The sequence below is a fragment of the Acinetobacter qingfengensis genome (assembly GCF_008693185.1).
GTDB lineage: Bacteria > Pseudomonadota > Gammaproteobacteria > Pseudomonadales > Moraxellaceae > Acinetobacter > Acinetobacter qingfengensis.
The window spans coordinates 89,945-116,929 of sequence record NZ_VXKN01000009.1; the positions used below are offsets into that span (position 1 = coordinate 89,945).

Genomic DNA, 26,985 nt, shown 5'->3' on the forward strand with positions numbered 1-26,985 from the left:
TATCATAAATTATTGTTTAATGATTATATTTTTTCTAAGAGATGAGATTTGTTGATTTAAAGTGATGCAAGGTTCAAAAAATATATAAAAAGTGTGATAATTTTTGAGATCAATAAAATTGATTATTTTTTAACAAAAATATCCATTTATTTTGTTATTCTAAGATTGGGTGCTTGAATTCAAGTGTACTACTCAGTACACTTTGTTTGGGTTAAAGTGTGAGCGCAGAATTACACTGTTTATATTTAATTATCAGGTCAGGGGGAAAGTGTTTGCGTTTAAATTTTCTTTTGATGATCTGTTTTATCGTATTGACAGGGATTGGCTGGTTTTATCCGGCTAATTTTATCGATATCAAAATCATTGAATATATTCAGCAACATCAAAATTTTGCACTGACACAATTGTCACAGATACTTTCTCGTTTGGGCGGTTTGCCTGGAACATTGATCTTGGTGGCAGCCTTATTCATCTATAGTCTTTATCAAAAACGTTTTGATCACAGTGTGTTGGTGGTTATAAGTTTTATGCTGACGGTCTCTGTTGCATGGGTAGTAAAATGGTTAGTGAATCGGCCACGTCCTGATTTAGATCTCAGTATTGTAAAAACTTATGGTAGCTCATTTCCAAGTGCACATAGTGCTTATGCAATGCTGATTGCCTGTTTATTGATATTTGTTGTTTTAAACAATCAGTTAGGCTGGAAGCGATACAGTATATTGTTATGGGCATTAATAATGGGATGGTCTCGTGTGAATCTGGGTGTACATTACCCTTCGGATGTGTTGGCAGGGTGGGTATTGGCAGCTTTGATCGTACTTGGCCTTAAAATAATTCAAGATAGACGTATAGATAAAACAGCATGATTTTTCAAAAAGTTGTAACTCGAGGTGAAACAATGAGATCAGTAACAGGCTGGAAACCTACGCTGACAGCATGCACATTGGCTTTAAGTATTGCGTTGGTTGGCTGTGGAAAATCTACAGATCAGACACAACAAAATGCGGCGGCTGCGCAACAGGCTCAAGCTGTGCCTGTAGGTGTGATTGTTGCTCAGGCACAAAATGTTGATCGTACAGTGGAATTGGCGGGTAGAACGACTGCATACGAAGTTTCTGAAGTTCGACCACAAACCAATGGTGTGATTCTGAAACGTTTATTTGCGGAAGGTAGTTACGTCAGAAAAGGTCAGGCGTTATACGAATTAGATTCAAGAACCAATCGTGCAACACTGGCAAATACTAGAGCAGCATTGGCACAACAACAGGCCAATCTAAATTCTTTACGTATTAAAACCAATCGGTATAGACAATTACTTTCTACCAATGCGATTGCAAAACAGGATTATGATGATCTTGTTGGGCAAGTACGTGTTGCGGAAGCACAAGTTGCTGCTGCTGAAGCACAGGTTCAAAATGCACAGATTGATTTGGGGTATTCGACCATTACAGCACCAATTTCTGGTCAGTCTGGTCGTTCTTCAGTAACAGCTGGTGCCTTGGTGACCGCAAATCAAACCAATGCCTTGGTAACGATTCAGCAGCTTGATCCAATTTATGTTGATATTAATCAATCCAGTAATGAGCTGCTTGCATTAAGACAGCAATTGAGTCAAGGTAGTCTGGGTCAAGTAAATAATGCAAAAGTTAAATTAAAACTCGAAAATGGTTCAATTTATCCAGTGGAAGGTACATTGGCTTTTTCTGATGCCAATGTGGATGAAAATACCGGTACGGTAACTTTACGTGTGGTATTTAAAAATCCTAATCATTTATTATTACCTGGTATGTTTGTGAATGCGCAAATTGTACAGGGTTCATTGCCAAATGCATTTTTGATTCCACAAGTTGCATTAACTCGTACGCCTACTGGCCAAGCAACTGTCATGGTTGTAAATGCTAAAGGTGTTGCTGAATCTCGTATCGTGGAAACTCAGGGAACACAAGGATCTAGCTGGATTGTAACTAAAGGGTTGCAAAATGGCGATAAGGTTATTGTTGAGGGTATTGCAAAGGTTAAAGACGGTGCCAAGGTTGATGCTAAACCTTATCAGGCCCCAGCACAAACTGCTAATGCTCAATCCGCTGCTCAAGGTCAAACATCCAAGCCTGCACAAGCTAAGCCTGAGCAAAAAGCTAATTCAAATACATAAGAGGTAGATTGAATGGCTAAGTTCTTTATCCATCGCCCCATATTTGCATGGGTGATTGCATTGGTGATTATGCTCGCTGGGATTATTTCCCTGATCGGCATGCCAATTGCTCAATACCCTACAATTGCACCACCCAAAATCAGTATTTCTGCCAGCTATCCCGGAGCTTCTGCGGAAACCATTGAAAACTCTGTTACACAGGTAATTGAGCAGCAACTGAATGGTTTGGATGGTTTACGTTATATTAGTTCACAAAGTTTATCCAATGGTTCGGTTTCTATTGATGTAAATTTTGATCAGGGTGTAGATGCCAATATTGCTCAGGTACAGGTACAAAATAAAGTACAGACAGCAACAGCCTCTTTACCTGAAGTTGTACAAAGACAAGGTATCACGATTAAAAAATCTGGTGCCAGCTTCTTACAGGTTATTTCTTTTTACTCACCTGATGGCAGTATGTCTGGTGCAGACATTAAGGATTATGTTAATGCAAGTATTAAAGATCCTTTAAGCCGTATTCCAGGTATTGGTGAGGTACAAGTGTTTGGTGGTCAGTATTCAATGCGAATCTGGCTTGATCCAGCAAAACTGAATAGCTATCAATTAACACCAAGTGATGTCACTGCCGCGATTTCTGCACAAAACTCACAAATTTCAGTTGGACAAATTGGTGGTGCACCTTCTGTCGAAGGTCAAATGATCAATGCCACCATTAATGCACAAAGCATGCTGCAAACACCAGAGGAATTCCGCAATATATTTCTAAAGAATGCAACATCTGGTGCGCAGGTACGCTTGGGTGACGTTGCAAGAGTTGAACTGGGGTCAGAAAATTATCAGTTTGATTCTAACTTTAATGGCAAGCCATCGGGTGGTATTGCCATTCGTCTGGCAACGGGTGCCAATGCACTGGATACAGCAAAAGCTATACAAGCAGAGTTAGAACAATTACGTCCTAATTATCCAAAAGGGTTAAAGGATGCAATTGCTTTTGATACCACACCTTTTGTTAAACTTTCTATTGAAAACGTTGTACATACTTTAATTGAAGCCATTGTGCTTGTATTTATTGTGATGTTCCTGTTTCTTCAAAATTGGCGTGCAACAATTATTCCAACCCTTGCAGTTCCTGTAGTTGTTTTAGGTACTTTTGCAGTTATTAATTTGTTTGGTTTTACCATTAATACCTTGACGATGTTCGCTATGGTACTGGCCATTGGTCTTCTGGTCGATGATGCGATTGTCGTGGTCGAAAACGTCGAACGTATTATGACTGAAGAGCACGTTGAGCCAGTTGCTGCGACAGAAAATTCAATGAAACAAATTTCTGGTGCATTGGTTGGGATTACCAGTGTGCTAGCAGCTGTGTTTGTCCCAATGGCATTTTTTAGTGGGACCACCGGTGTAATTTATCGCCAATTTTCTGTAACACTGGTTACGGCGATGATTTTATCTCTGATCATTGCTTTAACTTTTACACCAGCACTTTGTGCAACGATTTTAAAACAGCATGATCCGAATAAAGCGCCAAGCAATAATATTTTTGCAAGATTCTTTCGTGGTTTTAACCGTACATTTGAAAAGATTTCGGAGAAGTATCAAAATGGTGTAAGTCGTATGACTCACCATAAAATTTTTTCCGGAATTCTTTATGTGGTTGTAGTTGCTGCATTTATTTTTGTGATTAGAAGTTTGCCATCATCTTTCTTACCCGATGAAGATCAGGGAATGGTGATGACATTGGTACAATTGCCGCCGAATGCAACCCTTGAACGTACTACAAAGACACTGGATGATGTGACGAATTATTTTCTTAATGAAGAGAAAAATAATGTCGAATCTATCTTTACAGTTTCAGGGTTCTCTTTTGCAGGTCAAGGGCAGAACCAAGGTATTGCCTTTGTAAAATTAAAGGACTGGGCTGAACGTAAACAGGCTGATCAGCAGGTGGGCAGCATTGTTGGCCGTGCGATGAGTTTGAATGGTCGTATTCAGGATGCGACTCTGATTTATCCAATGCAATTGCCAGCCATGCCAGAGCTTGGTGTTTCTTCTGGTTTTGACCTGATGTTGAAAGATACCAACGGTCAGGGACATGAAAAATTACTACAGGCTCGAAATACTGTATTGGGTATGGCTGCTCAAGACAAGCGACTGGTTGGAGTACGTCCAAATGGTATGGAAGATACACCTCAATACAAAGTAACTATTGATCAGGCGAAAGCTGGTGCACTTGGCGTAAGTTTATCAGATCTGAATAATACCATGAGTGTTGCCTGGGGTAGTGCCTATGTGAATGACTTTATTGATCGTGGTCGTATCAAAAAAGTTTATGTCCAAGGGGATGCAAATAGTCGTATGCTTCCTGAAGATTTAAACAAATGGTATGTACGTAATAGTGCAGGCACAATGGTTCCATTCTCCGCTTTCACAACAGGTGAGTGGACGTATGGTTCGCCTCGTCTAGAGCGCTACAACGGTGTATCTTCTGTAAACCTTCAAGGATCGCCTGCGCCAGGAATCAGTTCTGGTGATGCAATGAACGCAATGAAGGAAATTGTCGCAAAATTACCATCAATGGGACTTAGTGGTTTTGATTTTGAATGGACCGGATTATCTTTGGAAGAAAGTGATGCCGGCTCACAAACATTGGCATTGTACGCTTTATCTTTATTGATTGTATTCTTGTGTCTTGCAGCTTTATACGAAAGCTGGTCAATTCCTTTCTCAGTCATGCTGGTTGTACCACTAGGCTTATTTGGTGCAGTATTATTGACTTTCTGTGGATTCTTCCTGTTAAGCAATCCAAATCTGTCTAATAACATTTACTTTCAAGTGGCTATTATTGCTGTAATTGGTTTGTCAGCGAAAAACGCTATTTTGATTGTAGAATTTGCGAAAGAGTTGCAGGAAAAAGGCGAGGATTTATTTGAAGCAACGATGCATGCAGCCAAAATGCGTTTACGTCCAATTATCATGACCACACTTGCATTTGGTTTTGGTGTATTACCCCTTGCACTTTCGACAGGTGCTGGTGCGGGTAGTCAGCATTCTGTAGGTTATGGTGTAATTGGTGGTGTGCTAAGTTCCACACTATTGGGTATTTTCTTTATTCCAGTATTCTTTGTTTGGATTCGTACAATCTTTAAGTACAAACCAAAAAATACAAATAATCAGGAGCAACAATCGTGATGCAAAAATTATGGTCTAACTCAGGTCGTGGCATTGCGGTATCTGCGCTAGCAATGGCTTTGGCTGCATGCCAAAGCATGCGTGGACCAGAACCTACAGTGCAAAGTAATATTCCTGGTGCATATACGGTCGCACCAGGAACATCTATAGCCTCGATTGCTTCGCAAGGTTATCAGGATTTTTTTGCTGATCAACGCCTCAAGCAAGTCATTACACTTGCGTTGCAAAATAACCGTGATTTACGTGTTGCTGCTCTGAATGTTGAAAAAACACAGGCACAATATCAAATTACTCGTAATGACCAATTACCTACTGTAGGGGCAACCGGTGGATTTACTCGTGCTGCTGCATTGGACACAGGTTATAAACCTGCCTCTGTTTGGAATGTAGGTTTGGGTGTAACCTCCTATGAACTGGATTTCTGGGGGCGGGTGCGTAGTCTGAAAGATGCGGCATTGGATAATTATTTCGCAACACAAAGTGCTAGAGATTCAACACAGGTTTCTTTGGTTGGACAGGTTGCTCAAGCGTGGGTTGCGTTATCCTTTGCAGAGCAGAACTTGAAGCTTGCGCAACAGACCCTAGCGGCTCAACAATCGTCTTATACTTTAAATAAGCGCCGATTTGATGTAGGTATTGACAGTGAGGTTCCTGTTCGTCAGGCACAAATTTCTGTTGAAACTGCACGTAATGATGTTGCGAATTATAAAACCCAGATTGAACAGGCAAAAAATGCACTCAACTTATTAGTTGGTCAGACTGTTCCGGAAAATCTATTACCGAAAGATCGAGTACGTCAAGTTACTGCCCAGACATTACTTGGTTCGGGTTTACCAAGTGAATTATTGGAAAATCGTCCCGATGTTAAATCAGCGCAGTATCAACTTTCTGCTGCTGGTGCAAACATTGGTGCAGCTAAAGCTCGATTGTTCCCAACAATCAGCTTAACCAGTTCGGCCGGCTATGCTTCGACAGAGCTTAGTGATTTATTTAAATCTGGTAGTTTTGTTTGGAGCATTGCACCAACACTGGATTTACCGATCTTTGACTGGGGTACGCGTAAAGCCAATATCAAAATTTCTGAAGCAGATCAAAAAATTGCTTTAGCAAATTATGAAAAGTCAATTCAAACGGCATTTAAAGAAGTCAATGATGTGTTGGCGACACGTGCCAATATTGATGAACGTATTACAGCACAAACTCGATTGGTTGAAGCAACCAATAAAACCTATGAGCTTTCGCAAGCACGTTTCCGTGCGGGTATTGACAGCTATTTAACGGTTTTGGATGCGCAGCGTAATTCCTATTCAGCAGAACAGGGATTATTGACCTTACAACAGGCCAACATCAATAGCCAGATTGAACTTTATAAAACATTGGGTGGTGGCGTAAAAGACGTGACAACTCAGCCAGCAGTATCTTCAGCGCAATAACTCTTATTAGCATTGCAAAAAACAGTCCAGCTTGTTCTGGGCTGTTTTTATTTAATAAACAGAAAAATCTTTTATCTTGCCTTACTGACCAAATTGCAATGTGCTGTTTCGAAACTTTTTGATGAAAATTTGAATATAAAATTCATTTTATGAGATGATAAAAAATTATGAAAAAGCACAAAATTTTTGTTAAAACCTTGAGTAGTCAAGTACTTGAATTTAAAATTTATAGGAAAAAATTATGTTATTGAGTAATTTAGAATCTGTTCCGGGGCATCATATTGTTCGGCAATTGGATGTTGTTTATGGTAGTACGGTTCGTAGTAAACATGTCGGACGTGATTTGTTGGCTGGTCTTAAGAATATTGTTGGTGGTGAACTTAAAGCCTATACCGAATTACTAGAAGAATCCCGACAGGAAGCCATGCAACGGATGATAGATAAAGCACGACAAATGGGAGCAAATGCGATTGTTGGCATTCGGTTTTCAACTTCAAATATTGCACAAGGCGCATCAGAATTATTCGTTTATGGTACAGCAGTGATTGTGGAAATTGAACATCCTAAACTTCCTGATCCTTTTATAAATTAAGGCGAAAATATGTCAGAGCTTATTTTCAAGATTATTATTTTCTTAATCTTATTTACAATTGGTTGGCTTTTTGGTCGTTATATTGAAGCCAGACATTTAAGGGAGTTGGATGATAAGGAACAACAACTTGCAGATATACGCATGGATAGTCGGCGTTTTTTACAAGTTAGCTCATCTGGAGAATTAATATCTAGTAGTGTCGTGATTTCATCAGATTATTTTAAATACGTATTGGCAGTGATTCATAATCTTTTGGGTAAAAATTTACAAAGCTATGAAAGTATTCTGGAACGTGCCAGACGAGAAGCTATCGTACGTTTAAAACAACAAGCTCGAGAGCGAGGTGCAAACTGTATCCTTGGTGTACGGCTAAGTACCACAGAACTTGGAATGCAAGGAGGCATGGTTGAAGTTTTTGCCTATGGCACAGCGATTAATGAAGAGTAGATGAACTGATTAGCCGAGTTATCAACAATAGCTCGGATGTATTTTGTGATTATGCTGTGGTTAAGTTCGCTGTCTTTTATGATATTGACGTCAGGTTTTGTACATTGATCAATAAAATAAAATGTGGCTGAAACATCAGTTTAGATTCTAAGAATTATAGTCAGGCTGGATAGTGATCGCTGTATTTTTTTTCGGGATGCGCTACACTATAACGCATTCTTTTTAATATTTTTGATTGACATGATTGATCCAAAACTTTTACGTAATAATATTGAAGCAGTTAATGCCGCACTTGCTAAACGTGGCATTCAGTTGAATGTACAAGAATGGGCCGATCTTGAAGCCCGTCGCAAAGAAATTCAATCCAAAGCAGAAGCCTTACAGGCAGAGCGTAATGCTGGTGCCAAACAGGTTGGACAAATCAAGCGTGAAGGCGGTGATGCTTCAAACATCATGGGACGTATGCAGGCCATTGGTGATGAAATCAAAGCTGCTGAAAATGCTTTAGCAGAATTACAGGCAGAGCTTGAGCAAAAATCCTTATCTATTCCAAACTTGCCTGATACATCTGTGCCCGAAGGCAAAGACGAAAGTGATAATGTTGAAGTTTTACGCTGGGGTACACCACGTCAATTTGATTTTGACATTAAGGATCATACCGATCTGGGTGAATTGATGGGTGGTCTGGAATTTGAAACAGCAACCAAATTAACGGGTTCACGTTTTAGCGTGTTAAAAGGGCCACTTGCACGTTTGCAGCGAGCCATTACTCAGTTTATGCTGGATACGCATACGCTTAAAAATGGTTATACCGAAGCCTATGTACCTTATCTGGTCAATGCTGATTCCTTGCGCGGTACAGGGCAATTGCCTAAATTTGAAGAAGATTTATTTAAACTTCAAGGCGAAAAAGAATATTATCTGATTCCAACTGCAGAAGTGCCGGTGACCAATTTTGTACGTGATGAAATCATTGATGCAGAACGTTTACCACTTAAATATGCAGCACATACACCATGTTTCCGTAGCGAGGCTGGTTCTTATGGTCGTGATACTCGAGGTTTAATTCGTCAGCATCAGTTTGATAAAGTTGAAATGGTACAGATTGTTAAACCTGAAACCTCTATGCAGGCACTTGAAGCTTTAACCAGCCATGCCGAAGGTATCTTACAGGCACTTGAATTGCCATACCGTAAAATCGTGCTGTGTGGTGGAGATATGGGCTTTGGTGCGACTAAAACTTATGATCTGGAAGTGTGGGTGCCAAGTCAAAATACTTATCGCGAAATTTCCTCTTGTTCAAATATGGGTGATTTTCAGGCACGTCGTATGAAGGCACGTTATCGTGTTGATCAAAAGAAAACTGAACTTGTGCATACCTTAAATGGTTCTGGTCTGGCTGTTGGTCGTACCTTATTGGCCGTGATGGAGAATTATCAACGTGCGGACGGTTCGATTGAAATTCCACATGCGTTACGTCCGTACATGGGCGGTGCAGAGTATATTGACTAAATTTTGTTGAATGACATTGCATGATTTTTGCTTAAATTTGCTTAGCCGTCGCCATCAAACTTATGTAGAGGTTCATCTTTGGATATTTTTCCGATTTCTCTAAAATTGAAAGATCAACCTTGTCTGCTTGTAGGCGGTGGCAAAATTGCTTACCGCAAAGCAGTTTTATTGGCAAAAGCAGGGGCAATCATTGATGTGATTGCGCCTGAGATCGAACCTGCATTACTGGATTTACTGCATGATACTGGTGGGCAGTTTCGCAATATTGAATTTTCCATCACAGTTGAGATTGCCCATTATCGACTGGTCATTGCGGCAACCAATCGGGCAGAAGTGAATAAGCAGGTTTTTCTGCACTGTGAAACCCAAAATGTATTGGTCAATAGTGTTGATGATATTCCGCATTGTCGTTTTATGGTGCCGGCGATTATTGACCGTTCACCTTTGATCATTTCGGTGGCAAGTAATGGAACATCACCAGTATTGTCTCGTCAGATTCGTACTCAATTAGAAAGTACCATTCCTCATGGCATGGGCAAATTGGCAGAATTTTCCGGTAAATGGCGAGCCGCAGTAAAAGCAAAAATCGCCAATCCCGACGAAAGACGGATTTTTTGGGAAGAGTTATATGCGAGCCCTTTAAGAGAACAGATTTTTCATGACAATTTAACCGAAGCAGATACTTATATTCAGCATGCACTGAATGATTGGCAAGCACCAAAAGGTGAAGTCTATCTGGTTGGTGCTGGGCCGGGTGATCCGGAGTTATTAACCTTAAAGGCCTTGCGGCTAATGCAACAAGCTGATGTCGTCATCTATGACCGTTTGGTATCCAAACCAATTCTGGAGATGTGCCGTCGGGATGCGGAAAAAGTTTATGTCGGCAAAGCACGTTCCAATCATGCAGTACCACAAGAAGGCATTAATGCTTTACTGGTGAAATATGCACAGGCCGGAAAAAGGGTATGCCGTTTAAAAGGTGGTGATCCGTTTATTTTTGGACGTGGTGGGGAAGAAATTCAGCAGTTATTTGATGCTGGCGTGAGCTTTCAGGTAGTGCCGGGGATTACCGCAGCATCGGGATGTTCAGCCTATGCCGGTATTCCTTTGACGCATCGTGATTATGCGCAAAGTGTTAGATTTTTAACGGGTCATTTAAAAGAAGGTTCACCGGAACTGCCCTGGAATGAATTGGTCTATGAAAATCAGACCTTGGTGCTGTATATGGGATTGGTTGGGCTGGAAAAAATCTGTAAAAATCTGATTGATCATGGGCAACGGCCAAGCATGCCAGTGGCATTAATTTCCAAAGGCACAACCCCTGAACAGAAAGTAGTGGTTGGTACGCTGGCTGATATTGCAGATAAAGTTGCTGAATATGAAATTCAGGCACCGACCCTAACCATCATCGGTGAAGTGGTTAAATTACGTGAACAATTGCAATGGCGATGAGCGAGGATAGGTGCGATAGCACCGTAACAGCGATTAATAATCGCTGTCCAAGCACAAGGCGAAGGCTGTGCCTGAGCAAAGAGGATAGATGCGATAGCACCATAATAGTGATTGATAATTGCTATCCAAGTGCAAGTCGGAAGCTATGCATAAAACATTGTTCTAGAACCAAAATGATCGTTAAGCTACAAATGAAATTGTTATAAGTGAGTAATCAAGTGATTCATGTTGTCCTGTTTGAACCTGAAATTCCAAGCAATACCGGTAATATTATTCGCTTATGTGCCAATACGGGTGCGAGATTGCATCTAATTAAGCCTTTAGGTTTTGAACTGGATGACAAAAAGCTGAAACGGGCAGGGCTGGATTATCACGAATGGGCACGTATGCAAATCTGGGACGATATCGAGGCTTGTCTTGCTCATTTGGCGGAACAGGGCATCACGCCTGAACAGGTTTTTCCCTTAACTACCAAAGGTTCTGCGGCACCTTATACGGTTGATCTCAATCAACCTGTGGTGTTATTGATGGGACCGGAAACCCGAGGTTTACCCGAACAGGTACGTTTAATGTTTCCGCAGCAAAACTGGATTCGCCTGCCCATGGCGGAAAATTCCCGCAGTTTAAATTTATCTAATGCCACAGCTGTAATTGTTTATGAAGCATGGCGGCAACAAGGGTTTCAATCCCTCGCTTAAGGTGTTGATTGCTTAAAGTATTTTAATTGTGCTGTGCATCATAGTACTGTTGTGCAGCCAACACCTGTTTGATGTTTGTTTCAGACCAATCCTTAAGCTGATAGGCAGTTTGTGATACATCACGACCCAAAGCGGTTAATTGATACTCTACCCGTATAGGTGAACCTGCTTGTACATGGCGACTAATAAATCCATCACGCTCTAACATTTTTAGTTTTTGTGACAAGACCTTAGGTGAAATTCCCTCAATATTTTTTTTCAACAAATTAAAATGTAATGGCTGATGCATAAGCACATATAAAATTAATAATACCCATTTATCTGCAAGACGTTCAAAAAACAATCTTCCTGGACAATGTTGTTTGTAAATATCAAACTTTAACGGAGCTTGCATTGCTATTTTCTTCCTTTTCATATTTGTAAACATTATGTAAAAAACTAAATTTTTAACAGGTAGTTACCCGTTGGTAACTAATTGACATCTAGTTTCTAAAATATATTATAGAGTAAATTCTAATGCTCTAACAGGTGAAATATGACAAAAGTTGCAGTGGTATATTTTTCAGGCTATGGTCATACCAAAGTGATTGCCGAAACATTTGCCAATGAAATCCAGGCTGTATTGGTTGAAGTTGATCAACAGGGCGAAATTGCTGACGAAAATTGGCAAACACTCAACGATGCACAAGCGATTGTATTTGGTGTTCCGACCTACATGGGTGCTGCACCTTGGCAATTTAAAAAGTTCGCAGATGCGACCTCAAAATTATGGGTTACACGGGAATGGCAAGATAAAGTTTTTGCAGGATTTACCAACAGTGCCAGTCTAAATGGGGATAAACAATTGACTTTATATCAATTGCAAACACTTGCTTCACAGCATGGCGGTATTTGGGTGAGTTTAGGGTTGTTGCCGGCCAATACCAAACAGGCAACACGAAATGATATTAATAATCTGGGTGGTTCGGTCGGTTTATTAATACAAACACCTGCCGATGCAAGCACCGATGAAATTCCAACAGGTGATTTAGACACTGCCAAAATTTTTGCTCAACGAGTATTAAATATTACTGAAAAATTTTATGATTAAAAAATAAAGGGTGCGAATCGCACCCTTCACTTCAGAAATTGATTTAACGATTATTTATCATCAAACTCATTATGTTGTGGAACAGGACGGGTAAAGCCACCTGTTTTGTATGCCAAATAGAACACACCAATCACAGCCCATGATAAACCAGCTTTTAATGATGTTTCATCTGTTTCGATCCATAATGCAGCGATACAAATAAAACCAAGAATTGGAATGATGACATAATTCAGAATTTCCTTGAAAGTCTTGGTTTTGCGATCACGTAATGCATAGCGCGAAATAACAGACAGGTTGACAAAACTAAATGCAGTCAAGGCACCAAAACTAATCAATGAAATGACAAAATCAAGATCCATAAAACCAGCAGTTAAAGCAACAGCACCTACGATCATAATGTTATATGACGGAGTAAAAGATTTTGGGCTAATATGACCAAAAATCTTTTTATTGATAATGCCATCACGCCCCATCACATACATTAAACGGGAAACACCGGCATGTGCAGAAATCCCTGAAGCCATTACCGTAACAATGGCAAATGCCAATACATAAGACTGAAATAATGATCCACCTACCAATAGTAAGATGTCAGGCTGTGTTGCTGCAATATCTTCAAAATATGTTGCAGGATCATTCGGAAAATAAATCTGAATGAAGTAAGTGCTAATGATAAAGATAATTCCAGCAAACAATGCAGTCAAAAACATTGCTTTTGGTAGCGTGTTTTCAGTATCTTTGGTTTCCTCAGCCAATGAACTTAAAGAATCAAAGCCTGTGAAAGAGAAACATAATAAGGTTGCACCAGTAATTAAAGCTCCTACAGATGTCAACTCATTCCAAAATGGTTGTAAACTCCAGAGTTGATAACGTTGATCAGCTGTAATTGGACCATCTGCATTGATTCCCATGCTCAGTTTTTGATAAACCAAATAAGTAAAAACAATGATGACAATAATTTGTATAAGTACAATCAGACTATTAAAGTTAGCGACAAATTTGGCACCACGTAAATTAATACCTGTCATGAATGCAGTAAGTACAACCACCCAGATCCAGTGATTTACATCCGGAAATAATGCTTGTAAATAAATTACGGCAAGAATGATGTTGACCATTGGCGACAATAAATAGTCAAGCCATGATGACCAGCCCACCATAAAACCGACATTTGGGTGTATCGATTTTTGTGCATAAGTATAAGCTGAACCTGATGAAGGATAGCGTCTAATCATGTGACCATAACTAATCGATGTTAGCAAAATGGCAACAAGCGCAAAAATATAAGATGTAGGTACATGAAAATGACTTTCTTCAGATACTAAACCGAAAGTATCAAATAGAGTCATGGGTTGAATATAAGCTAAACCAATAATGATGATGTGCCAGAGTCCCAGCGTTTTCTGTAGTTTAGCTACCGATTGAGTCCCAGTATGAGTAGTCAATGGCTTTATCCTCTTGGAAATAAGGATGATCAAGGATCGCGATATGTTTAAGGATCTATCTTAGAGATCCTCCCCAAATGTGCTTTTCAAAAAAGGTGTGCCAATCTAGCCTAAATTAAGCTGGTTGTCAGTAACTTTGTAGCCAAAAATAGCAAAAAGTTAGCCAATTTCTGCTAAATAATAGAAAAATTAGAAAAAAATACTATAGTGATTTAAAGATTTATGATTGGAAATATTGATTAAAAAATAGATATTTAGATTTTAATAATATTAAAAAAGGGCATGGAATCATGGATTCTAAGCCCTGAATGAATAAATAACGATCTATAACTGGCGGTTAACGTCTACATGTTTAGTTTCTTTAATCAGTAAAAAAGCAATCAAGGATAAAATTGCTGCGCCAGAAAGATAATATCCCACAGCTTGTAGGCCATAAGTTGTTGCCAAATAAGTGGCAATTAATGGTGCAAAAGATGCACCCAGAATACCGGCAATGTTAAAAGTTAGTGCGGAGCCAGTATAGCGCACTGAAGTTGGGAATAATTCTGATAAGACTGTGCCAATTGGACCATAAGTTAGTCCCATAATGGCCAGACCTGTGCATAAAAATAAGAATACAATTGTTGGATTATTTGAGGCAAGCATATCTGCAAAAAAGAAACCAAAGACTGCAGCAAGAATACAGATTCCAATTGAAGTAGTGCGACGACCAAACTTTTCTGCCAGAATTGCAGATAGTGGAATAAAGACGGCAAATGATAAGGTTGCTAAAGTCACCATTTTAAGGAATTCTTCACGACTATAACCCAGTTGTTGTGTGCCCCAATTCAGTGAAAATACAGTGGTGAGATAGAACACGACAAAAGTACACACCGCAGCCAGTGTACCCAGAATTAACATCGGGAAGTGATATTTAAATACTTCTGCTACAGGTACATTTTTTTTCTCTTGTTTATCTAGAACGCGTTGAAAAGCTGGTGTTTCGTGTAGTTTTAAACGGATATATAAACCCATAATCACCAAAATAGCACTGGCCAGAAAAGGAATGCGCCAGCCCCATGCCATAAATTGTTCTTCACTCAAAACCGCACCGAGCAATAAGAAAAAACCATTGGCAAGAATCAGTCCAAATGGTGCCCCAAGTTGTGGAAACATGCCATACCATGCGCGTTTACCTTCCGGTGCATTTTCGGTTGCAAGCAATACTGCACCACTCCATTCGCCACCCAAACCGATTCCTTGTCCTAAACGGCAAAGCGCCAGTAACAGTGCAGCAGTAATACCAATGTCGTGATAGGTTGGTAGCAAACCAATGGCAATGGTCGAAATTCCCATAGTTAATAATGCTGCAACCAATGTAGCCTTGCGTCCAATACGATCACCAAAATGGCCAAATAAGGCTGAACCAATTGGACGGGCGATAAATGCTATCGCAAACGTTGCTAGTGATTTTAAGGTATTGGCTTGTGCATCGCCCTCAGGAAAAAACAGATGTGGAAAAATAATCACAGCTGCTGTGGCATAAATATAAAAGTCGTAGAACTCAATGGTGGTACCCACCATACTGGCGGCCAGAACCCGACCTTTGGAATTTATTGGCGTATCTGTAGCAGTTGATGCTTGCATTTCCATTTCCCTGAAAATAAATCGCAGTAGTTTAACGAGATCAACGCTATCATGGAAATAAAAATTAACGAATAACCTGTTTGAGCATCATCCAAACCGCAAAAAAATGGCTGGCTGCACCTAAATTGACAAAAATATGCCAGATAACATGCGCAAATTTAATTTTCTGTGAAGCATAAAAAAACGTACCGACAGTGTAGAATACGCCGCCTAGTACCAATAAATACAGACTACTTTGGTTTAAAAAGGTACGCATATCTTGAATGACAAAAATTGCACACCATCCCATAGCAATATAGGCAGCCAAAGACAATTTTTCAAAACGATCAACAAAAAATAATTTAAATCCTGTTCCCATCAAAGCGATTAACCACAACACTATTAACAGCACTTTTGCTTTCATCGTGGGGATAAATAGTGCCAAAAAAGGTGTATAAGTTCCAGCAATCAAATAGTAAATCGCAGTATGATCTAGTTTTTTGAACCATAAGCGTTTTTGTGGTTGATGTGAAGAATGATAAAGGGTAGAGGCAGTAAATAGTAGCACCAGACTTAAACCATAGGCTGTTACACTGATAAATGCTTGCCATGAAATTTGTCCTGCCATGATGCACAAAATGATTGTACCAATCAAAGCGACAATTGCTGCAATGCCATGGGTTAAAGCATTCAAATGTTCTTCTTCAGCACTATATACAAAAGGAATTTTTTTCATTGAATATGGGAGAATTACATAATAAGTCGATGAAGATCTGTTGGCATTTCATCTGATGGATTTGCGCAATATATGGCTTATCCTCATCTGAATAAATTTTAGCCGATAACACAATTCATTTATGGAAGGCTAATATATGCTAATTAAGCAATGAAATAAGGAAAAAAGATATGGCAATACTGCCCAATTCTGCTAAAGCGGATGCAGTTCTGTGTAAATCTGGTTAAAATACTCTACTTATTTGAATAGATAAGTGATTTGAAGATGACCATGCAACCGATAATGCCAAAAGTTGAATTTGTTCAGCATTTAAAACAATCTTGGCAAGATCAGCAGTTGCTTCGAGTGATTTTTAGTCAATATCATGGTGATGAACCAAAACTACAGAAAATAACCCTACGTCCGATAGTTTTGAAAGATCAAGTACTATTGTCAGTTATTTACCGCTATCAAACAAAAGACATTACCAAAAATTATACTTGGTCGGAGTTTGAGAATCTGCTGCAACAGTGGTTACAGGAGTTTGAACAATTTAACGTATTGACCCAAACGCAGGAAATTCAATTGAAATATAAGAAAAAAGATTGGAAATTGACACAGAGTAAAATAAAACAAACACCGATTAAAACTGAAGTCAACCTGCATGATCGTGAGAAAAAACGCTGGATTAAGATTGATCGACCATTTCTACAAGGTCTAGGTATTACCAATGCACAGCATCAGGTGATCCCCAGTATGGCGCGTAAATGGAAGCAGATTAATAAATTTGTAGAAATTTTTGCCGGTGCCATAGAGCAGGCACATTTACAAGGACAAAAAGATTTACATGTTGTTGATTTTGGTGCAGGTAAAGGTTACCTCACTTGTGCGGTTTATGATTATTTAATTCAGCATCATGCCCAGCCTGTTGTTACCGGCGTTGAGCTACGTCGTGAATTAGTCGAATTTTGCCAAAATGTTGCCAGCCAGTCAGGTTATCAAAATTTACAGTTTTTTCAGGGAGATGTACGCAGTTATCAACCGGAAAATAAAGCATCATCTCAAACAGGTAAAATCGATGTGATGATTGCCTTACATGCTTGTGATATTGCAACGGATTTTGCTATTCATACGGGTATTCGTTTGGGAGCAAAAGTCATTATGTGTGCACCATGCTGCCATAAGGAATTACGACCACAACTTAAATCTCCTGAAGTGCTAAAACCAATGTTGCATTATGGCGTTCATGCTGGTCAACAGGCGGAAATGTTAACAGACAGTTTAAGAACCCTGTTGTTACAAGCCTATGGTTATGACACCAAAATTTTAGAGTTTGTTGCATTGGAGCATACCAGTAAAAATAAAATGATTCTGGCAACCCGACAAGAGTCATTTAAAGAGGTTGATCAAAATATTCTGGATCAGGTGCAACAGTTAAAAACTTTTTATGGTATTGAAAATCAAACACTGGAATTGTTATTAAAGGATTTACCTGTTGATAATAAAGTGGGCTGTGCATGCTAGGCTATTGTTGAGAAAGCTTGACCTGAAAATTAGCGTGGGAAACTCACATATAATTGCAGGATATGTGATATTGCCTTAAACATTGATATTGGAATACTTGGCAATGACGATTAATCCCAGTGTAATTAGTGTAATGCCAATCCATCCGGCAATATCAATAATTTGTCCCAAATATATTCTTGATAGTAAAGCGACTGCCATAACACCGATACCAGACCATAAAACATATAAAATACCAGCTTGCATATATTTCAAGGCGATTGCACAACAAGCGAAGGAGATGATATATAACAATAAGGCAAAAATTTGTTCATATTTATTTTCTAGACCATTTGCCTTGGCCGAATAAAAGGTTGAGAACACGTCAGTTAAGATGGCAATCATTAACCAAATGATTCCTGGATTAATTTTGCTGGAAAAATCGAGCATGAAGATGTCCTTGCTGGTTAAAATCTAAAAACCAGCATATTTTCTGTACAAAAAACCAAGAATTTCTTGGTAACTTAATCAAATTCATCAAATCATTAAAACAAAAGAGGCGATCAATACTGATGCAAGAGATCTAATCACTAACTGACGATAAGGCCACTATTCTATCTTTTTCAGTTCAATAATCCAAAGAACATAGAATTTTTTTAAACAAGTCATATATTCATAGCAGTATTGGCAATATCCTTGAACTAAAATGCCAGAAAGCCTTAATCTTGCAAAAAAAACTGTTAGAATAATTCGTTTTCTAAAATTATTTATCATTCACGAGAAGTTTATTATGTCACTGGAAGCCCTGACGAATGAAGCGCTTTCTGCGATTGCAGAGGCCAATGATCTTGCAACACTTGACCAAGTTCGTGTGCAATTTACAGGGAAAAAAAGTCAGCTTGCAGAGCAATCTAAAGCCTTAGGTAAAATGGATCCTGAAGCACGTAAAGTAGAAGGTGCAAAAATCCATGCTGTGCGAGAAGCCATCAATACGGCGCTCACTGAACGTCAAAGCATATTACAGCAACAGGCACTTGCAGCAAAACTGGCAAGTGAAACCATTGATATTAGCTTGCCTGGTCGTGGACAACAATTAGGTAGTATTCACCCAGTAACCCAAGTGCGGGAGCGGATCAGTCAATTCTTTACCAAAGCAGGATTTCTGGTTGCAGAAGGGCCTGAGGTTGAAGATGATTATCACAACTTTGAGGCACTAAACATTCCTGGGCATCATCCAGCACGTGCGATGCACGATACATTTTATTTCGATGTTCAGCATTTACTACGGACTCATACTTCAGGTGTACAAATCCGTACGATGGAAGTCAGTAAACCGCCAATTCGGATTATCTGTCCGGGACGTGTCTATCGTTGCGACTCGGATCAGACGCATTCTCCAATGTTTCATCAGATTGAAGGATTATATGTTACCGAAAACACCAACTTTACAGAATTTAAAGGCATCATTATTAATTTGCTGGAAGCTTTTTTTGAAAAAGAATTAAATGTCCGTTTCCGACCATCTTATTTTCCATTTACTGAACCATCTGCCGAAGTCGATATTATGGACGAACGTGGTAAATGGTTAGAAGTTCTGGGCTGTGGCATGGTACATCCTGTTGTGTTGAAAAATTGTGGTATTGATTCAGAAAAATATTCAGGCTTTGCTTTTGGCTTAGGTGTTGAGCGTTTTGCCATGTTGCGTTATGGCGTAAACGACTTGCGTATGTTTTATCAAAATGATGTGCGTTTCCTGCGTCAGTTTGCCTAAGTCACAGATAAAAAAGTTTGAGGAAAGACTTACATGAAAATTAGTGAAAATTGGTTACGCACATGGGTTAATCCAAGTGTTGATAGTGATGTACTTGCAGATCAACTGACCATGTTGGGATTGGAAATTGATGACAGTTCACCTGTAGCAAAACCATTTACTGGAGTTGTAATTGGTGAAGTATTAACAGTTGAACAACATCCAGATGCAGATCGTTTGCGTGTGACCACAGTGAATATTGGCGAAGGACAGCCTTTACAAATTGTTTGTGGTGCGCCAAATGTACGTGCAGGATTACGGGTTCCAGTTGCAATCATTGGTGCAGTTCTACCAGGTGACTTTAAAATTAAAAAAGGTAAACTGCGTGGTGTTGAGTCACATGGTATGTTGTGTGGCGCATCAGAAATTGATCTGGAAGACAAAATTGATGGTTTACTTGAATTACCGGAAGATGCGCCCATTGGAATCAATATTCGTGATTATTTGAAATTAGATGATCGTGTGATTGATATTAGCATTACACCCAACCGTGGTGATTGTTTCTCTATTCGGGGAATTGCACGTGAAGTTGCGGTCATTAATAAAATACATTATCAGGCGCCTGATATTAAAGATGTAACAGCAACCATTCCGGATGTAAAAAATATTCATCTTGAAACGAAAGGCGTACCACGTTATTTGGGACGTATTATTAAAAAAGTGAATACTAAGGCAGCAACACCTGAATGGATGCAACAAGCATTATCACGTTCAGGTATCCGAAGTCACAGTATTTTGGTTGATATTACCAATTACGTTCTTATGGAACTGGGACAACCAATGCATGCTTTTGATCTGGCAAAAATTCAAGGTGATTTGCATGTACGCCAAGCTTATGCAAATGAAAAATTATTTTTACTGAATGAGCAGAATGTTGAATTGCAGGAAGATATCATGGTGATTGCTGATGATCATCAAGCCTTGGCAATTGCAGGAATCATGGGTGGATTATCTTCATCGGTAACAGATGAAACGCAGGATATCTTTTTAGAAAGTGCTTTTTTTGGGCAATTGGCGATTGCAGGTCGGGCTCGTCGTTTTGGGTTACATACTGATTCATCACAACGTTTTGAACGTGGTGTAGATTTTGAGTTACCACTTGTTGCGATGCAGCGTGCCAGTCAATTGATTCAAGAATTGGCTGGTGGTGAGTTTGGTCCAATCAGTATTCAGGAACAATCTGAACAATTACCAAAACGTACAGCAATTCATTTGACACAGGCACAAGTTGATAAATTGCTAGGATTTAAAATTGACTCACAATTTATTGAAGATGTATTGATTCGTCTGGAATGTAAAGTTGAAGGAGATGCACAAAACTGGACGGTGATACCGCCATCACATCGTTTTGACTTGAATATTTATCAGGATTTGGTTGAAGAGATTGCACGAATCTATGGTTACAATAACATTCCAACGGCCAAACCAACCATTGAAATTCAATTGGCAGATTATCAAGATCAAACAGAAATTGGACAATTACGTCAAACTTTAGTGGCTTTGGGTTATCAAGAGGCCATAAGCTTTAGTTTCGTGGATGAAAAACTGGAAAAACAATTAAATCCACAGGTTCAGGCATTGGCATTGGCAAATCCAATTTCCAGTGATTTGGCTGTAATGCGTAGTACACTACTGTCTAGTCTCATTCCATGTGTACAATATAATTTGAATCGCCAACAGGATCGTGTACGGTTCTTTGAAATAGGCTTGCGCTTTGATTATCATGATGCAAAAAATATTGATGATTTAAAACAAATACCAACTCTTGCAATGATAGCAGTTGGTACAAAAACACCAGAATCTTGGCATGCTAAAGCACAGCCAATGGACTTTTTTGATCTAAAAGGTGATCTTCAATCTATTTTGGCAACAGCACATATTCAGCCAGAATATACCCGATCCAATCGAGCATGGCTACATCCAGGGCAATCTGCAGAAATTATCGTTAATGGTCAAAGTATAGGCTACTTCGGCCGTTTGCATCCATCTTTGGAAACAGCACTTGATCTTGGTATTACATGGGTTGCAGAACTCGATCAACATGAAGTTTTGTTGCCGTATGTCTATAATTTTACAGAAATATCACGTTTTCCTTCCGTTAGACGTGATATTGCTGTATTAATTAATGATACTATTGAACTCAGTCGTATAGAGTTAACCATTAAACAAGCAGCAGGTGAGTATTTGGCTGCTTTAAGATTGTTTGATGTATACACGGGTCAAGGTGTAGAAACAGGAAACCGTTCATTAGCATTTGCTTTGCATTTCCAACATGCATCACGTACGTTGGAAGATGCTGAAATCAAACAAGCAATGGACAACGTGATTGAAAGCCTAGAAACAACGTATAATGCAAAATTGAGGGCATCATGACAGCATTAACTAAAGCCGAGATGGCTGATCATCTCAGTGTAAAGACTAATCTCAATCGTAGAGAAGCAAAACAAGTTGTGGAACTTTTTTTTAATGAATTAAGTGAAGCATTGATTGCTGGTGAGCAGGTTAAACTTTCTGGATTTGGTAATTTTGAGTTGCGTGACAAGCGTCAACGTCCCGGTCGAAATCCAAAAACAGGAGAAGAAATCCCTATTACTGCGCGTCGAGTTGTTACTTTCCGTGCGGGACAAAAGTTTAGACAGCGTGTCGAAAACGAACAGGGTTAACGATTGATTTCAGATTAGAGATAAATAAAAGGTGTCGGATACGATGCCTTTTTTATTACTATTTTGTCGTGTTCTTAATGATATTGATATTTTTTTATATTTTAAATTAGAGCAGTATTGATAAGTTACAGTATTTTAATATCAGAATTGGGCTAAGATATAATCAGTAAGTAGCCTCATAGCTATAATTTTAGTTATAACAATAATTATTTTGGCGTATCAGCTGCATTGTAGTATTAAAAATATTTTTATCATAAAAAAAGAGAGCAAAAGCTCTCTTTTTCTCTAAATATAAAATTTAGATTATTGTGCAGTTGAAGCAGCAGCAGCGGCAGAAGCAGCAGCAGTGTCAGCAGAAGCAGCAGCAGTTTCAGCAGAAGCAGCAGCAATTTCAGCAGAAGCAGCAGCTGGAGCAGCATCTACAGGAGCAGAAGCTTCAGCAGAAGCAGGAGCAGAAGCTTCAGAAGAAGCAGCAGCTGGAGCTTCTTTCTTAGCACAACCAACAAAAGCTAAAGTAGCGGCAACAGCAGCAGCAACAGCGATATTTTTGAATAACATGGCATCACTCTCTATATAACATGAGAAAAAAATTTAGATGGAACTATATATTTTAATATCCTTATTCCTCGCATTGAACTTGGATATATTAGTTCTATCAACTTGAGCATATCCTATCACTGGCTGTAGGTAATTTCTACTCCCTAATGTTTAATGATCATGAAAAAAATAAATAAATAGAGAGATATTAAAAAGAATTAGCAATGATATAAAAAAATAAAAGACGTTTTTTGATTTAAGTATTTGATTTAAATTAATATAAATCTTATAAAATAGTTGACATTCATTTTTAAAATATATAAAAATGCAGTGTAAAAAAATGTAAGTCATGTCAACCCATAAAAAAACTGTCTATTTTCATTTGAAAATAGACAGTTTTTAATGGTAATAGGAATGCTATTGCTTGCGTTTCATTTGATCAAAAAAGTCATCATTAGTTTTTGCTTCTTTCATGCGATCAAGCAGGAACTCCACTGCTGCAAGTTCATCCATTGGATGAAGTAATTTACGTAAAATCCAGACTTTACGCAGTTTATCTTCATCCATTAAACGTTCTTCACGACGTGTACCAGATTTCTTGATGTTCATGGCAGGGAAGACACGTTTTTCAGCAATACGACGATCTAGTGTAATTTCCTGGTTACCTGTACCTTTGAATTCTTCGTAAATGACTTCATCCATTTTACTGCCCGTTTCAATTAGCGCAGTAGAAATAATGGTAAGAGAACCACCTTCCTCAATATTACGTGCTGCACCGAAGAAACGTTTAGGGCGTTCTAAAGCATGTGCATCTACACCACCTGTTAATACTTTTCCTGAAGATGGAATGACAGTGTTATAAGCACGCGCCAAACGAGTAATCGAATCAAGCAAAATAACAACATCTTTTTTATGCTCTACAAGGCGTTTGGCTTTTTCAATCACCATTTCTGCAACTTGTACATGGCGAGCAGGAGATTCGTCAAAGGTTGAAGCCACAACTTCACCACGAACACTGCGTTCCATTTCTGTTACTTCTTCAGGGCGTTCATCAATCAATAGAACAATTAAAAAAACTTCTGGATTATTACGCACAATAGACTGCGCAATGTTTTGTAATAACATGGTTTTACCGGCTTTTGGAGGTGCAACGATAATTGAACGTTGGCCTTTACCGATTGGTGCAATCAGATCGACAACACGAGCAGTTAAGTCTTCAGTTGTACCATTGCCTAATTCCATAACCAGTTGTTCTGTTGGAAAAAGTGGTGTTAAATTTTCGAAAAGAATTTTATTACGAGAATTTTCAGGCGTGTCATAGTTAATCTGATTAACTTTTAACAATGCAAAATAACGTTCGCCTTCTTTTGGTGGGCGAATAGTACCTGTAATAGTATCACCTGTACGTAGATTAAAACGGCGAATTTGTGAAGGGCTGACATAAATATCGTCAGGTCCTGCAAGATAAGAGCCTGCGGCCGAGCGTAAAAAACCAAAACCATCAGACAAAATTTCTAATACACCATCACCAAAAATTTCTTCACCATTCATGGCATGGCGTTTAAGAATCGCAAAAATAATATCTTGCTTGCGATTACGTGCCATTCCTTCCAGACCCATAAACTCAGCGATTTTAATCAATTCGCCAATAGGTTTTTTTTTCAGTTCGGTTAAGTTCATATGAGGATAATCAGTGGTTAGTACTTTTTACTACAATGGAAAAAAAGGGTTATACAAGTTCGCACACTCAAAGCGGCAAGAGTGATGTCTTGATCGTATCTGCACAAGTAAACGCGGAATAAATAGTTAAGGCAAAATATCGGAAGACAGAGAAAAGCCGAGCGGCGATCTTATTGTTAGACAAAATCCCTTTTAAAGTTTAAGGAATTTTAATCCTGAACGAACTATAAGTGAGTAGATAGATTTTGTCAATGAGTTCGGCAAAAATATACCATCCGCAAAGGATGGTATACAAAAATTATGCGTTTGTATCAATAAATTCAACAAGTTTAGAACGTGGTACAGCACCGACTTGTTGTGCTACCACTTCGCCATTTTTAAATAACAATAAAGCCGGAATGTTACGAATGTTATAATTGATGGCAGTTGCTTCACAATTGGTCACATCTACTTTTACAATTTTAACTTTGCCCTGATATTCTTGTGAAAGGTCTTCTAGAACAGGTGCAATGGCTTTACATGGTGCACACCATGCCGCCCAGAAATCTACTAGTACAGGGGTGTCACTCTCTAATACATCTGATTTAAAATTGTCATCAGTTGTATTGATGATATGTTCTGACATGAGGTACTCCAATTAATGGTTATTTCATTGTAAAAATATGCCGTTAGTTTAACGAATTTGAGGGTTAAATCACAACGCCATACTGTGTTAATTGATTTGATAAGGGTTGTTTTGCAATTTTCAAGGTAAAAGCCTTGAAAAGCAAATAGAGCTTTCTGATTTAAATTATCGGCAGTCTCGATTTATATCAATTAGATTGATGTCTTAAAAAGGATTTAAATTTTCAGAATTTATGGCGAAAAACTTTAAAAATTACTGATAGTGGATTAATCTAGGCATGATTTTTTCTGGGACTTTAAAACAGAATGTCTGATTTTTTGATAGATGAAGAATTACTTGCCGCAATTGACATGGGGTCAAACAGTTTTCACTTGGCAATTGCGCGAGTGGATCATGGTGAAGTTAAAAAAGTTGCGTCAATGTCAGAGAAAGTTCAGCTGGCTGCCGGACTGGATGAAAATAACTATTTAAATGAAGCAGCACAGCAACGTGGTTTGGCGTGTTTATCACGTTTTGTCGGACGTTTAAGTGCTGTACCGACCAATCGATTACGTATTGTAGCAACGAATGCTTTACGCCAAGCTGAAAATGGTAGCGAATTTATACAAAAAGCTGCGGAAATTTTACCTAAACCGATCGAAATTATTGCAGGTCGGGAAGAGGCTCGTTTAATTTATCTAGGCGTATCGCATACCATGGTGAATGGTGCAAGACGTCTGGTCATTGATATTGGTGGTGGATCAACCGAGTTTATTATTGGTGAAGAATTTGAACCAATTATGACAGAATCACTGCAAATGGGGTGTGTCGCTTATAGTAAAGCATACTTTCCGGAAGGTGAGATATCAGAGAAAGTGTTTGATAAAGCTGTTGTTGCGGCAAGAAAAGAGTTAAGTGCGATTGCCAGTGCATATTTGAATACTGGCTGGAATACTGTGGTCGGTTCAAGTGGTACGATTAAAGCTTGCCGCCATATTCTGGTCAATATGGGGCTGAGCGATGAACAGCAAAACGTAACTTTTCATGGACTTAAAAAACTTAAAGATCGCTTATTAAAGTTTAAACATATTTCCGAAATTGACTTTGAAGGACTGCGAGATGATCGCCGTGCAGTATTGCCAGCAGGGTTGGCGATTTTATATGCGATTTTTGATGTACTGGGAATAGAAAGTCTGGCCTATTCAGATGGAGCATTACGTGAAGGTGTGATGTACGATCTACTAGGACGGTTTCGTCATGAAGACATTCGTGATCGAAGTGTACAGGCCATGATGGGACGTTATAGTGCTGATTTAAAACAAGCCGAACGTGTTGTAAGTACCGCACAAAAATTATTTGATGATGCTAATGTAACGTTAAATCTTGATGCTGAAGATGGTGATTTACTACGCCGTGCAGCTTATCTACATGAAATTGGTCTGGCGATTAGTCATGGTGGTTATCATCGTCATGGCGCCTATTTATTACAACATTCCGATATTGCCGGTTTTTCTCAGATAGATCAAAATCATTTGTCACATTTGGTCGCTCATCACCGTCGTAAATTACGTCATGATTCATTACTTGATGTACAAAAAGTTGGCGGAAATCGACTGGTTTACCTATGTTTACTTCTAAGATTGGCTGTTTTACTCAATCATAGTCGTAGTGATGCTGCATTACCTGAGTTTGATTTACAGGTGAAAAATGAGCATAGTTGGCAATTGACCATTTCGGGAGATGTGAAACAATGGCCTTTACTGATTGCTGATTTGCAGGATGAACAAATCCAGTTTAAGCACTGGGACATTGATCTGCAAATTAAGTCCAATCAACACATGGATTAACAAATAGA

At 38.9% G+C, this 26,985-nt stretch carries 23 protein-coding genes; 15 read left to right on the forward strand and 8 right to left on the reverse strand.

The genetic code is table 11. The features are described from left to right. Positions 1-272 precede the first annotated feature (272 nt). From F4V57_RS11645 to F4V57_RS11685, 9 genes are all read left to right on the forward strand, one after another. On the forward strand, positions 273-866 hold the full coding sequence (locus F4V57_RS11645) for a phosphatase PAP2 family protein (RefSeq protein ID WP_141729189.1): 594 nt from the start codon (positions 273-275) through the stop codon (positions 864-866). A gap of 32 nt (positions 867-898) precedes the next feature. Next, a complete protein-coding gene (locus F4V57_RS11650) occupies positions 899-2,152 on the forward strand; it encodes an efflux RND transporter periplasmic adaptor subunit (protein WP_070068588.1) in 1,254 nt (417 codons plus the stop codon). Between the two features lie 12 nt (positions 2,153-2,164). Beyond that, complete coding sequence (locus F4V57_RS11655; RefSeq protein ID WP_070068366.1) at positions 2,165-5,344, forward strand: efflux RND transporter permease subunit; 3,180 nt, start codon at positions 2,165-2,167, stop codon at positions 5,342-5,344. Beyond that, positions 5,344-6,777: an AdeC/AdeK/OprM family multidrug efflux complex outer membrane factor gene (adeC, locus tag F4V57_RS11660; protein WP_070068365.1), complete on the forward strand. Its 1,434-nt coding sequence runs from the start codon at positions 5,344-5,346 to the stop codon at positions 6,775-6,777. The genes F4V57_RS11655 and adeC overlap by 1 nt, the downstream gene beginning before the upstream one ends. Positions 6,778-7,018: 241 nt before the next feature. Then, a complete protein-coding gene (locus F4V57_RS11665; protein WP_070068364.1) occupies positions 7,019-7,369 on the forward strand; it encodes a YbjQ family protein in 351 nt (116 codons plus the stop codon). Positions 7,370-7,378: 9 nt separating this feature from the next. Further along, complete coding sequence (locus F4V57_RS11670; protein ID WP_070068363.1) at positions 7,379-7,816, forward strand: YbjQ family protein; 438 nt, start codon at positions 7,379-7,381, stop codon at positions 7,814-7,816. Positions 7,817-8,056: 240 nt separating this feature from the next. Continuing rightward, positions 8,057-9,328, forward strand: coding sequence for a serine--tRNA ligase (gene serS / locus F4V57_RS11675; protein WP_070068362.1), 1,272 nt, complete (start codon positions 8,057-8,059; stop codon positions 9,326-9,328). Positions 9,329-9,406: 78 nt separating this feature from the next. Continuing rightward, positions 9,407-10,780 (forward strand): siroheme synthase CysG, encoded by a 1,374-nt coding sequence (gene cysG, locus F4V57_RS11680; RefSeq protein ID WP_070068361.1) that lies wholly within the window; start codon positions 9,407-9,409, stop codon positions 10,778-10,780. Between the two features lie 218 nt (positions 10,781-10,998). After that, positions 10,999-11,478, forward strand: a complete 480-nt coding sequence (locus F4V57_RS11685; protein WP_070068587.1) for a tRNA (cytidine(34)-2'-O)-methyltransferase — start codon at positions 10,999-11,001, stop codon at positions 11,476-11,478. Positions 11,479-11,500: 22 nt separating this feature from the next. Here the strand turns inward: F4V57_RS11685 and F4V57_RS11690 are convergent, their stop codons facing one another. Next, entirely contained in the window at positions 11,501-11,872 is a 372-nt protein-coding gene (locus tag F4V57_RS11690; RefSeq protein ID WP_070068360.1) for a winged helix-turn-helix transcriptional regulator, read from the reverse strand. 141 nt (positions 11,873-12,013) lie between these two features. On the opposite strand from F4V57_RS11690, the gene F4V57_RS11695 reads away from it, so the two are divergent. Then, positions 12,014-12,568, forward strand: coding sequence for a flavodoxin family protein (locus tag F4V57_RS11695; RefSeq protein WP_070068359.1), 555 nt, complete (start codon positions 12,014-12,016; stop codon positions 12,566-12,568). 50 nt (positions 12,569-12,618) lie between these two features. Here the strand turns inward: F4V57_RS11695 and F4V57_RS11700 are convergent, their stop codons facing one another. The 3 genes from F4V57_RS11700 to trhA all read right to left on the reverse strand — a co-directional run bounded on the left by F4V57_RS11700 (position 12,619) and on the right by trhA (position 16,354). Next, entirely contained in the window at positions 12,619-14,013 is a 1,395-nt protein-coding gene (locus tag F4V57_RS11700) for an APC family permease (protein WP_070068358.1), read from the reverse strand. A gap of 324 nt (positions 14,014-14,337) precedes the next feature. Next, positions 14,338-15,639, reverse strand: a complete 1,302-nt coding sequence (locus tag F4V57_RS11705; protein ID WP_141729188.1) for an MFS transporter — start codon at positions 15,637-15,639, stop codon at positions 14,338-14,340. A gap of 64 nt (positions 15,640-15,703) precedes the next feature. Beyond that, the gene (trhA, locus tag F4V57_RS11710; protein ID WP_070068356.1) at positions 15,704-16,354 is read right to left on the reverse strand and encodes a PAQR family membrane homeostasis protein TrhA; all 651 of its coding nucleotides are present in this window, start codon (positions 16,352-16,354) and stop codon (positions 15,704-15,706) included. A 264-nt stretch (positions 16,355-16,618) separates the two neighbouring features. Between trhA and F4V57_RS11715 the strand changes: the two genes are divergently transcribed. After that, complete coding sequence (locus tag F4V57_RS11715; RefSeq protein ID WP_070068355.1) at positions 16,619-17,857, forward strand: class I SAM-dependent methyltransferase; 1,239 nt, start codon at positions 16,619-16,621, stop codon at positions 17,855-17,857. A 75-nt stretch (positions 17,858-17,932) separates the two neighbouring features. Here F4V57_RS11715 and F4V57_RS11720 read toward each other — a convergent pair whose 3' ends face one another. Next, a complete protein-coding gene (locus F4V57_RS11720; protein WP_070068354.1) occupies positions 17,933-18,286 on the reverse strand; it encodes a DMT family transporter in 354 nt (117 codons plus the stop codon). Positions 18,287-18,626: 340 nt separating this feature from the next. On the opposite strand from F4V57_RS11720, the gene pheS reads away from it, so the two are divergent. The 3 genes from pheS to F4V57_RS11735 are packed head-to-tail and all read left to right on the forward strand — an operon-like array spanning position 18,627 to position 22,309. Then, complete coding sequence (pheS, locus tag F4V57_RS11725; protein WP_070068586.1) at positions 18,627-19,607, forward strand: phenylalanine--tRNA ligase subunit alpha; 981 nt, start codon at positions 18,627-18,629, stop codon at positions 19,605-19,607. A gap of 33 nt (positions 19,608-19,640) precedes the next feature. Next, on the forward strand, positions 19,641-22,019 hold the full coding sequence (gene pheT, locus F4V57_RS11730) for a phenylalanine--tRNA ligase subunit beta (RefSeq protein ID WP_070068353.1): 2,379 nt from the start codon (positions 19,641-19,643) through the stop codon (positions 22,017-22,019). Beyond that, on the forward strand, positions 22,016-22,309 hold the full coding sequence (locus tag F4V57_RS11735; protein ID WP_070068352.1) for an integration host factor subunit alpha: 294 nt from the start codon (positions 22,016-22,018) through the stop codon (positions 22,307-22,309). Before pheT ends, F4V57_RS11735 begins: the two co-directional genes overlap by 4 nt. Positions 22,310-22,612: 303 nt before the next feature. Here F4V57_RS11735 and F4V57_RS11740 read toward each other — a convergent pair whose 3' ends face one another. The 3 genes from F4V57_RS11740 to trxA all read right to left on the reverse strand — a co-directional run bounded on the left by F4V57_RS11740 (position 22,613) and on the right by trxA (position 25,151). Then, positions 22,613-22,867, reverse strand: coding sequence for a hypothetical protein (locus F4V57_RS11740; RefSeq protein WP_070068351.1), 255 nt, complete (start codon positions 22,865-22,867; stop codon positions 22,613-22,615). Positions 22,868-23,263: 396 nt separating this feature from the next. Further along, positions 23,264-24,526 (reverse strand): transcription termination factor Rho, encoded by a 1,263-nt coding sequence (rho, locus tag F4V57_RS11745; RefSeq protein WP_070068350.1) that lies wholly within the window; start codon positions 24,524-24,526, stop codon positions 23,264-23,266. A gap of 298 nt (positions 24,527-24,824) precedes the next feature. Beyond that, complete coding sequence (trxA, locus tag F4V57_RS11750) at positions 24,825-25,151, reverse strand: thioredoxin (protein ID WP_070068349.1); 327 nt, start codon at positions 25,149-25,151, stop codon at positions 24,825-24,827. Positions 25,152-25,456: 305 nt separating this feature from the next. On the opposite strand from trxA, the gene ppx reads away from it, so the two are divergent. Then, a complete protein-coding gene (gene ppx, locus F4V57_RS11755; RefSeq protein WP_070068348.1) occupies positions 25,457-26,977 on the forward strand; it encodes an exopolyphosphatase in 1,521 nt (506 codons plus the stop codon). Positions 26,978-26,985: the final 8 nt, after the last annotated feature.

Excerpts from the sequence above, each read along its gene's own strand:
- F4V57_RS11650 (WP_070068588.1), top strand. The coding sequence starts at position 899 with ATGAGATCAGTAACAGGCTGGAAACCTACGCTGACAGCATGCACATTG.
- F4V57_RS11655 (WP_070068366.1), top strand. The coding sequence starts at position 2,165 with ATGGCTAAGTTCTTTATCCATCGCCCCATATTTGCATGGGTGATTGCA.
- adeC (WP_070068365.1), top strand. The coding sequence starts at position 5,344 with ATGCAAAAATTATGGTCTAACTCAGGTCGTGGCATTGCGGTATCTGCG.
- F4V57_RS11665 (WP_070068364.1), top strand. The coding sequence starts at position 7,019 with ATGTTATTGAGTAATTTAGAATCTGTTCCGGGGCATCATATTGTTCGG.
- F4V57_RS11670 (WP_070068363.1), top strand. The coding sequence starts at position 7,379 with ATGTCAGAGCTTATTTTCAAGATTATTATTTTCTTAATCTTATTTACA.
- serS (WP_070068362.1), top strand. The coding sequence starts at position 8,057 with ATGATTGATCCAAAACTTTTACGTAATAATATTGAAGCAGTTAATGCC.
- F4V57_RS11690 (WP_070068360.1), bottom strand. The coding sequence starts at position 11,872 with ATGCAAGCTCCGTTAAAGTTTGATATTTACAAACAACATTGTCCAGGA.
- F4V57_RS11695 (WP_070068359.1), top strand. The coding sequence starts at position 12,014 with ATGACAAAAGTTGCAGTGGTATATTTTTCAGGCTATGGTCATACCAAA.
- F4V57_RS11705 (WP_141729188.1), bottom strand. The coding sequence starts at position 15,639 with ATGCAAGCATCAACTGCTACAGATACGCCAATAAATTCCAAAGGTCGG.
- trhA (WP_070068356.1), bottom strand. The coding sequence starts at position 16,354 with ATGAAAAAAATTCCTTTTGTATATAGTGCTGAAGAAGAACATTTGAAT.
- F4V57_RS11715 (WP_070068355.1), top strand. The coding sequence starts at position 16,619 with ATGACCATGCAACCGATAATGCCAAAAGTTGAATTTGTTCAGCATTTA.
- F4V57_RS11720 (WP_070068354.1), bottom strand. The coding sequence starts at position 18,286 with ATGCTCGATTTTTCCAGCAAAATTAATCCAGGAATCATTTGGTTAATG.
- pheS (WP_070068586.1), top strand. The coding sequence starts at position 18,627 with ATGTCACTGGAAGCCCTGACGAATGAAGCGCTTTCTGCGATTGCAGAG.
- pheT (WP_070068353.1), top strand. The coding sequence starts at position 19,641 with ATGAAAATTAGTGAAAATTGGTTACGCACATGGGTTAATCCAAGTGTT.
- F4V57_RS11735 (WP_070068352.1), top strand. The coding sequence starts at position 22,016 with ATGACAGCATTAACTAAAGCCGAGATGGCTGATCATCTCAGTGTAAAG.
- F4V57_RS11740 (WP_070068351.1), bottom strand. The coding sequence starts at position 22,867 with ATGTTATTCAAAAATATCGCTGTTGCTGCTGCTGTTGCCGCTACTTTA.
- rho (WP_070068350.1), bottom strand. The coding sequence starts at position 24,526 with ATGAACTTAACCGAACTGAAAAAAAAACCTATTGGCGAATTGATTAAA.
- trxA (WP_070068349.1), bottom strand. The coding sequence starts at position 25,151 with ATGTCAGAACATATCATCAATACAACTGATGACAATTTTAAATCAGAT.
- ppx (WP_070068348.1), top strand. The coding sequence starts at position 25,457 with ATGTCTGATTTTTTGATAGATGAAGAATTACTTGCCGCAATTGACATG.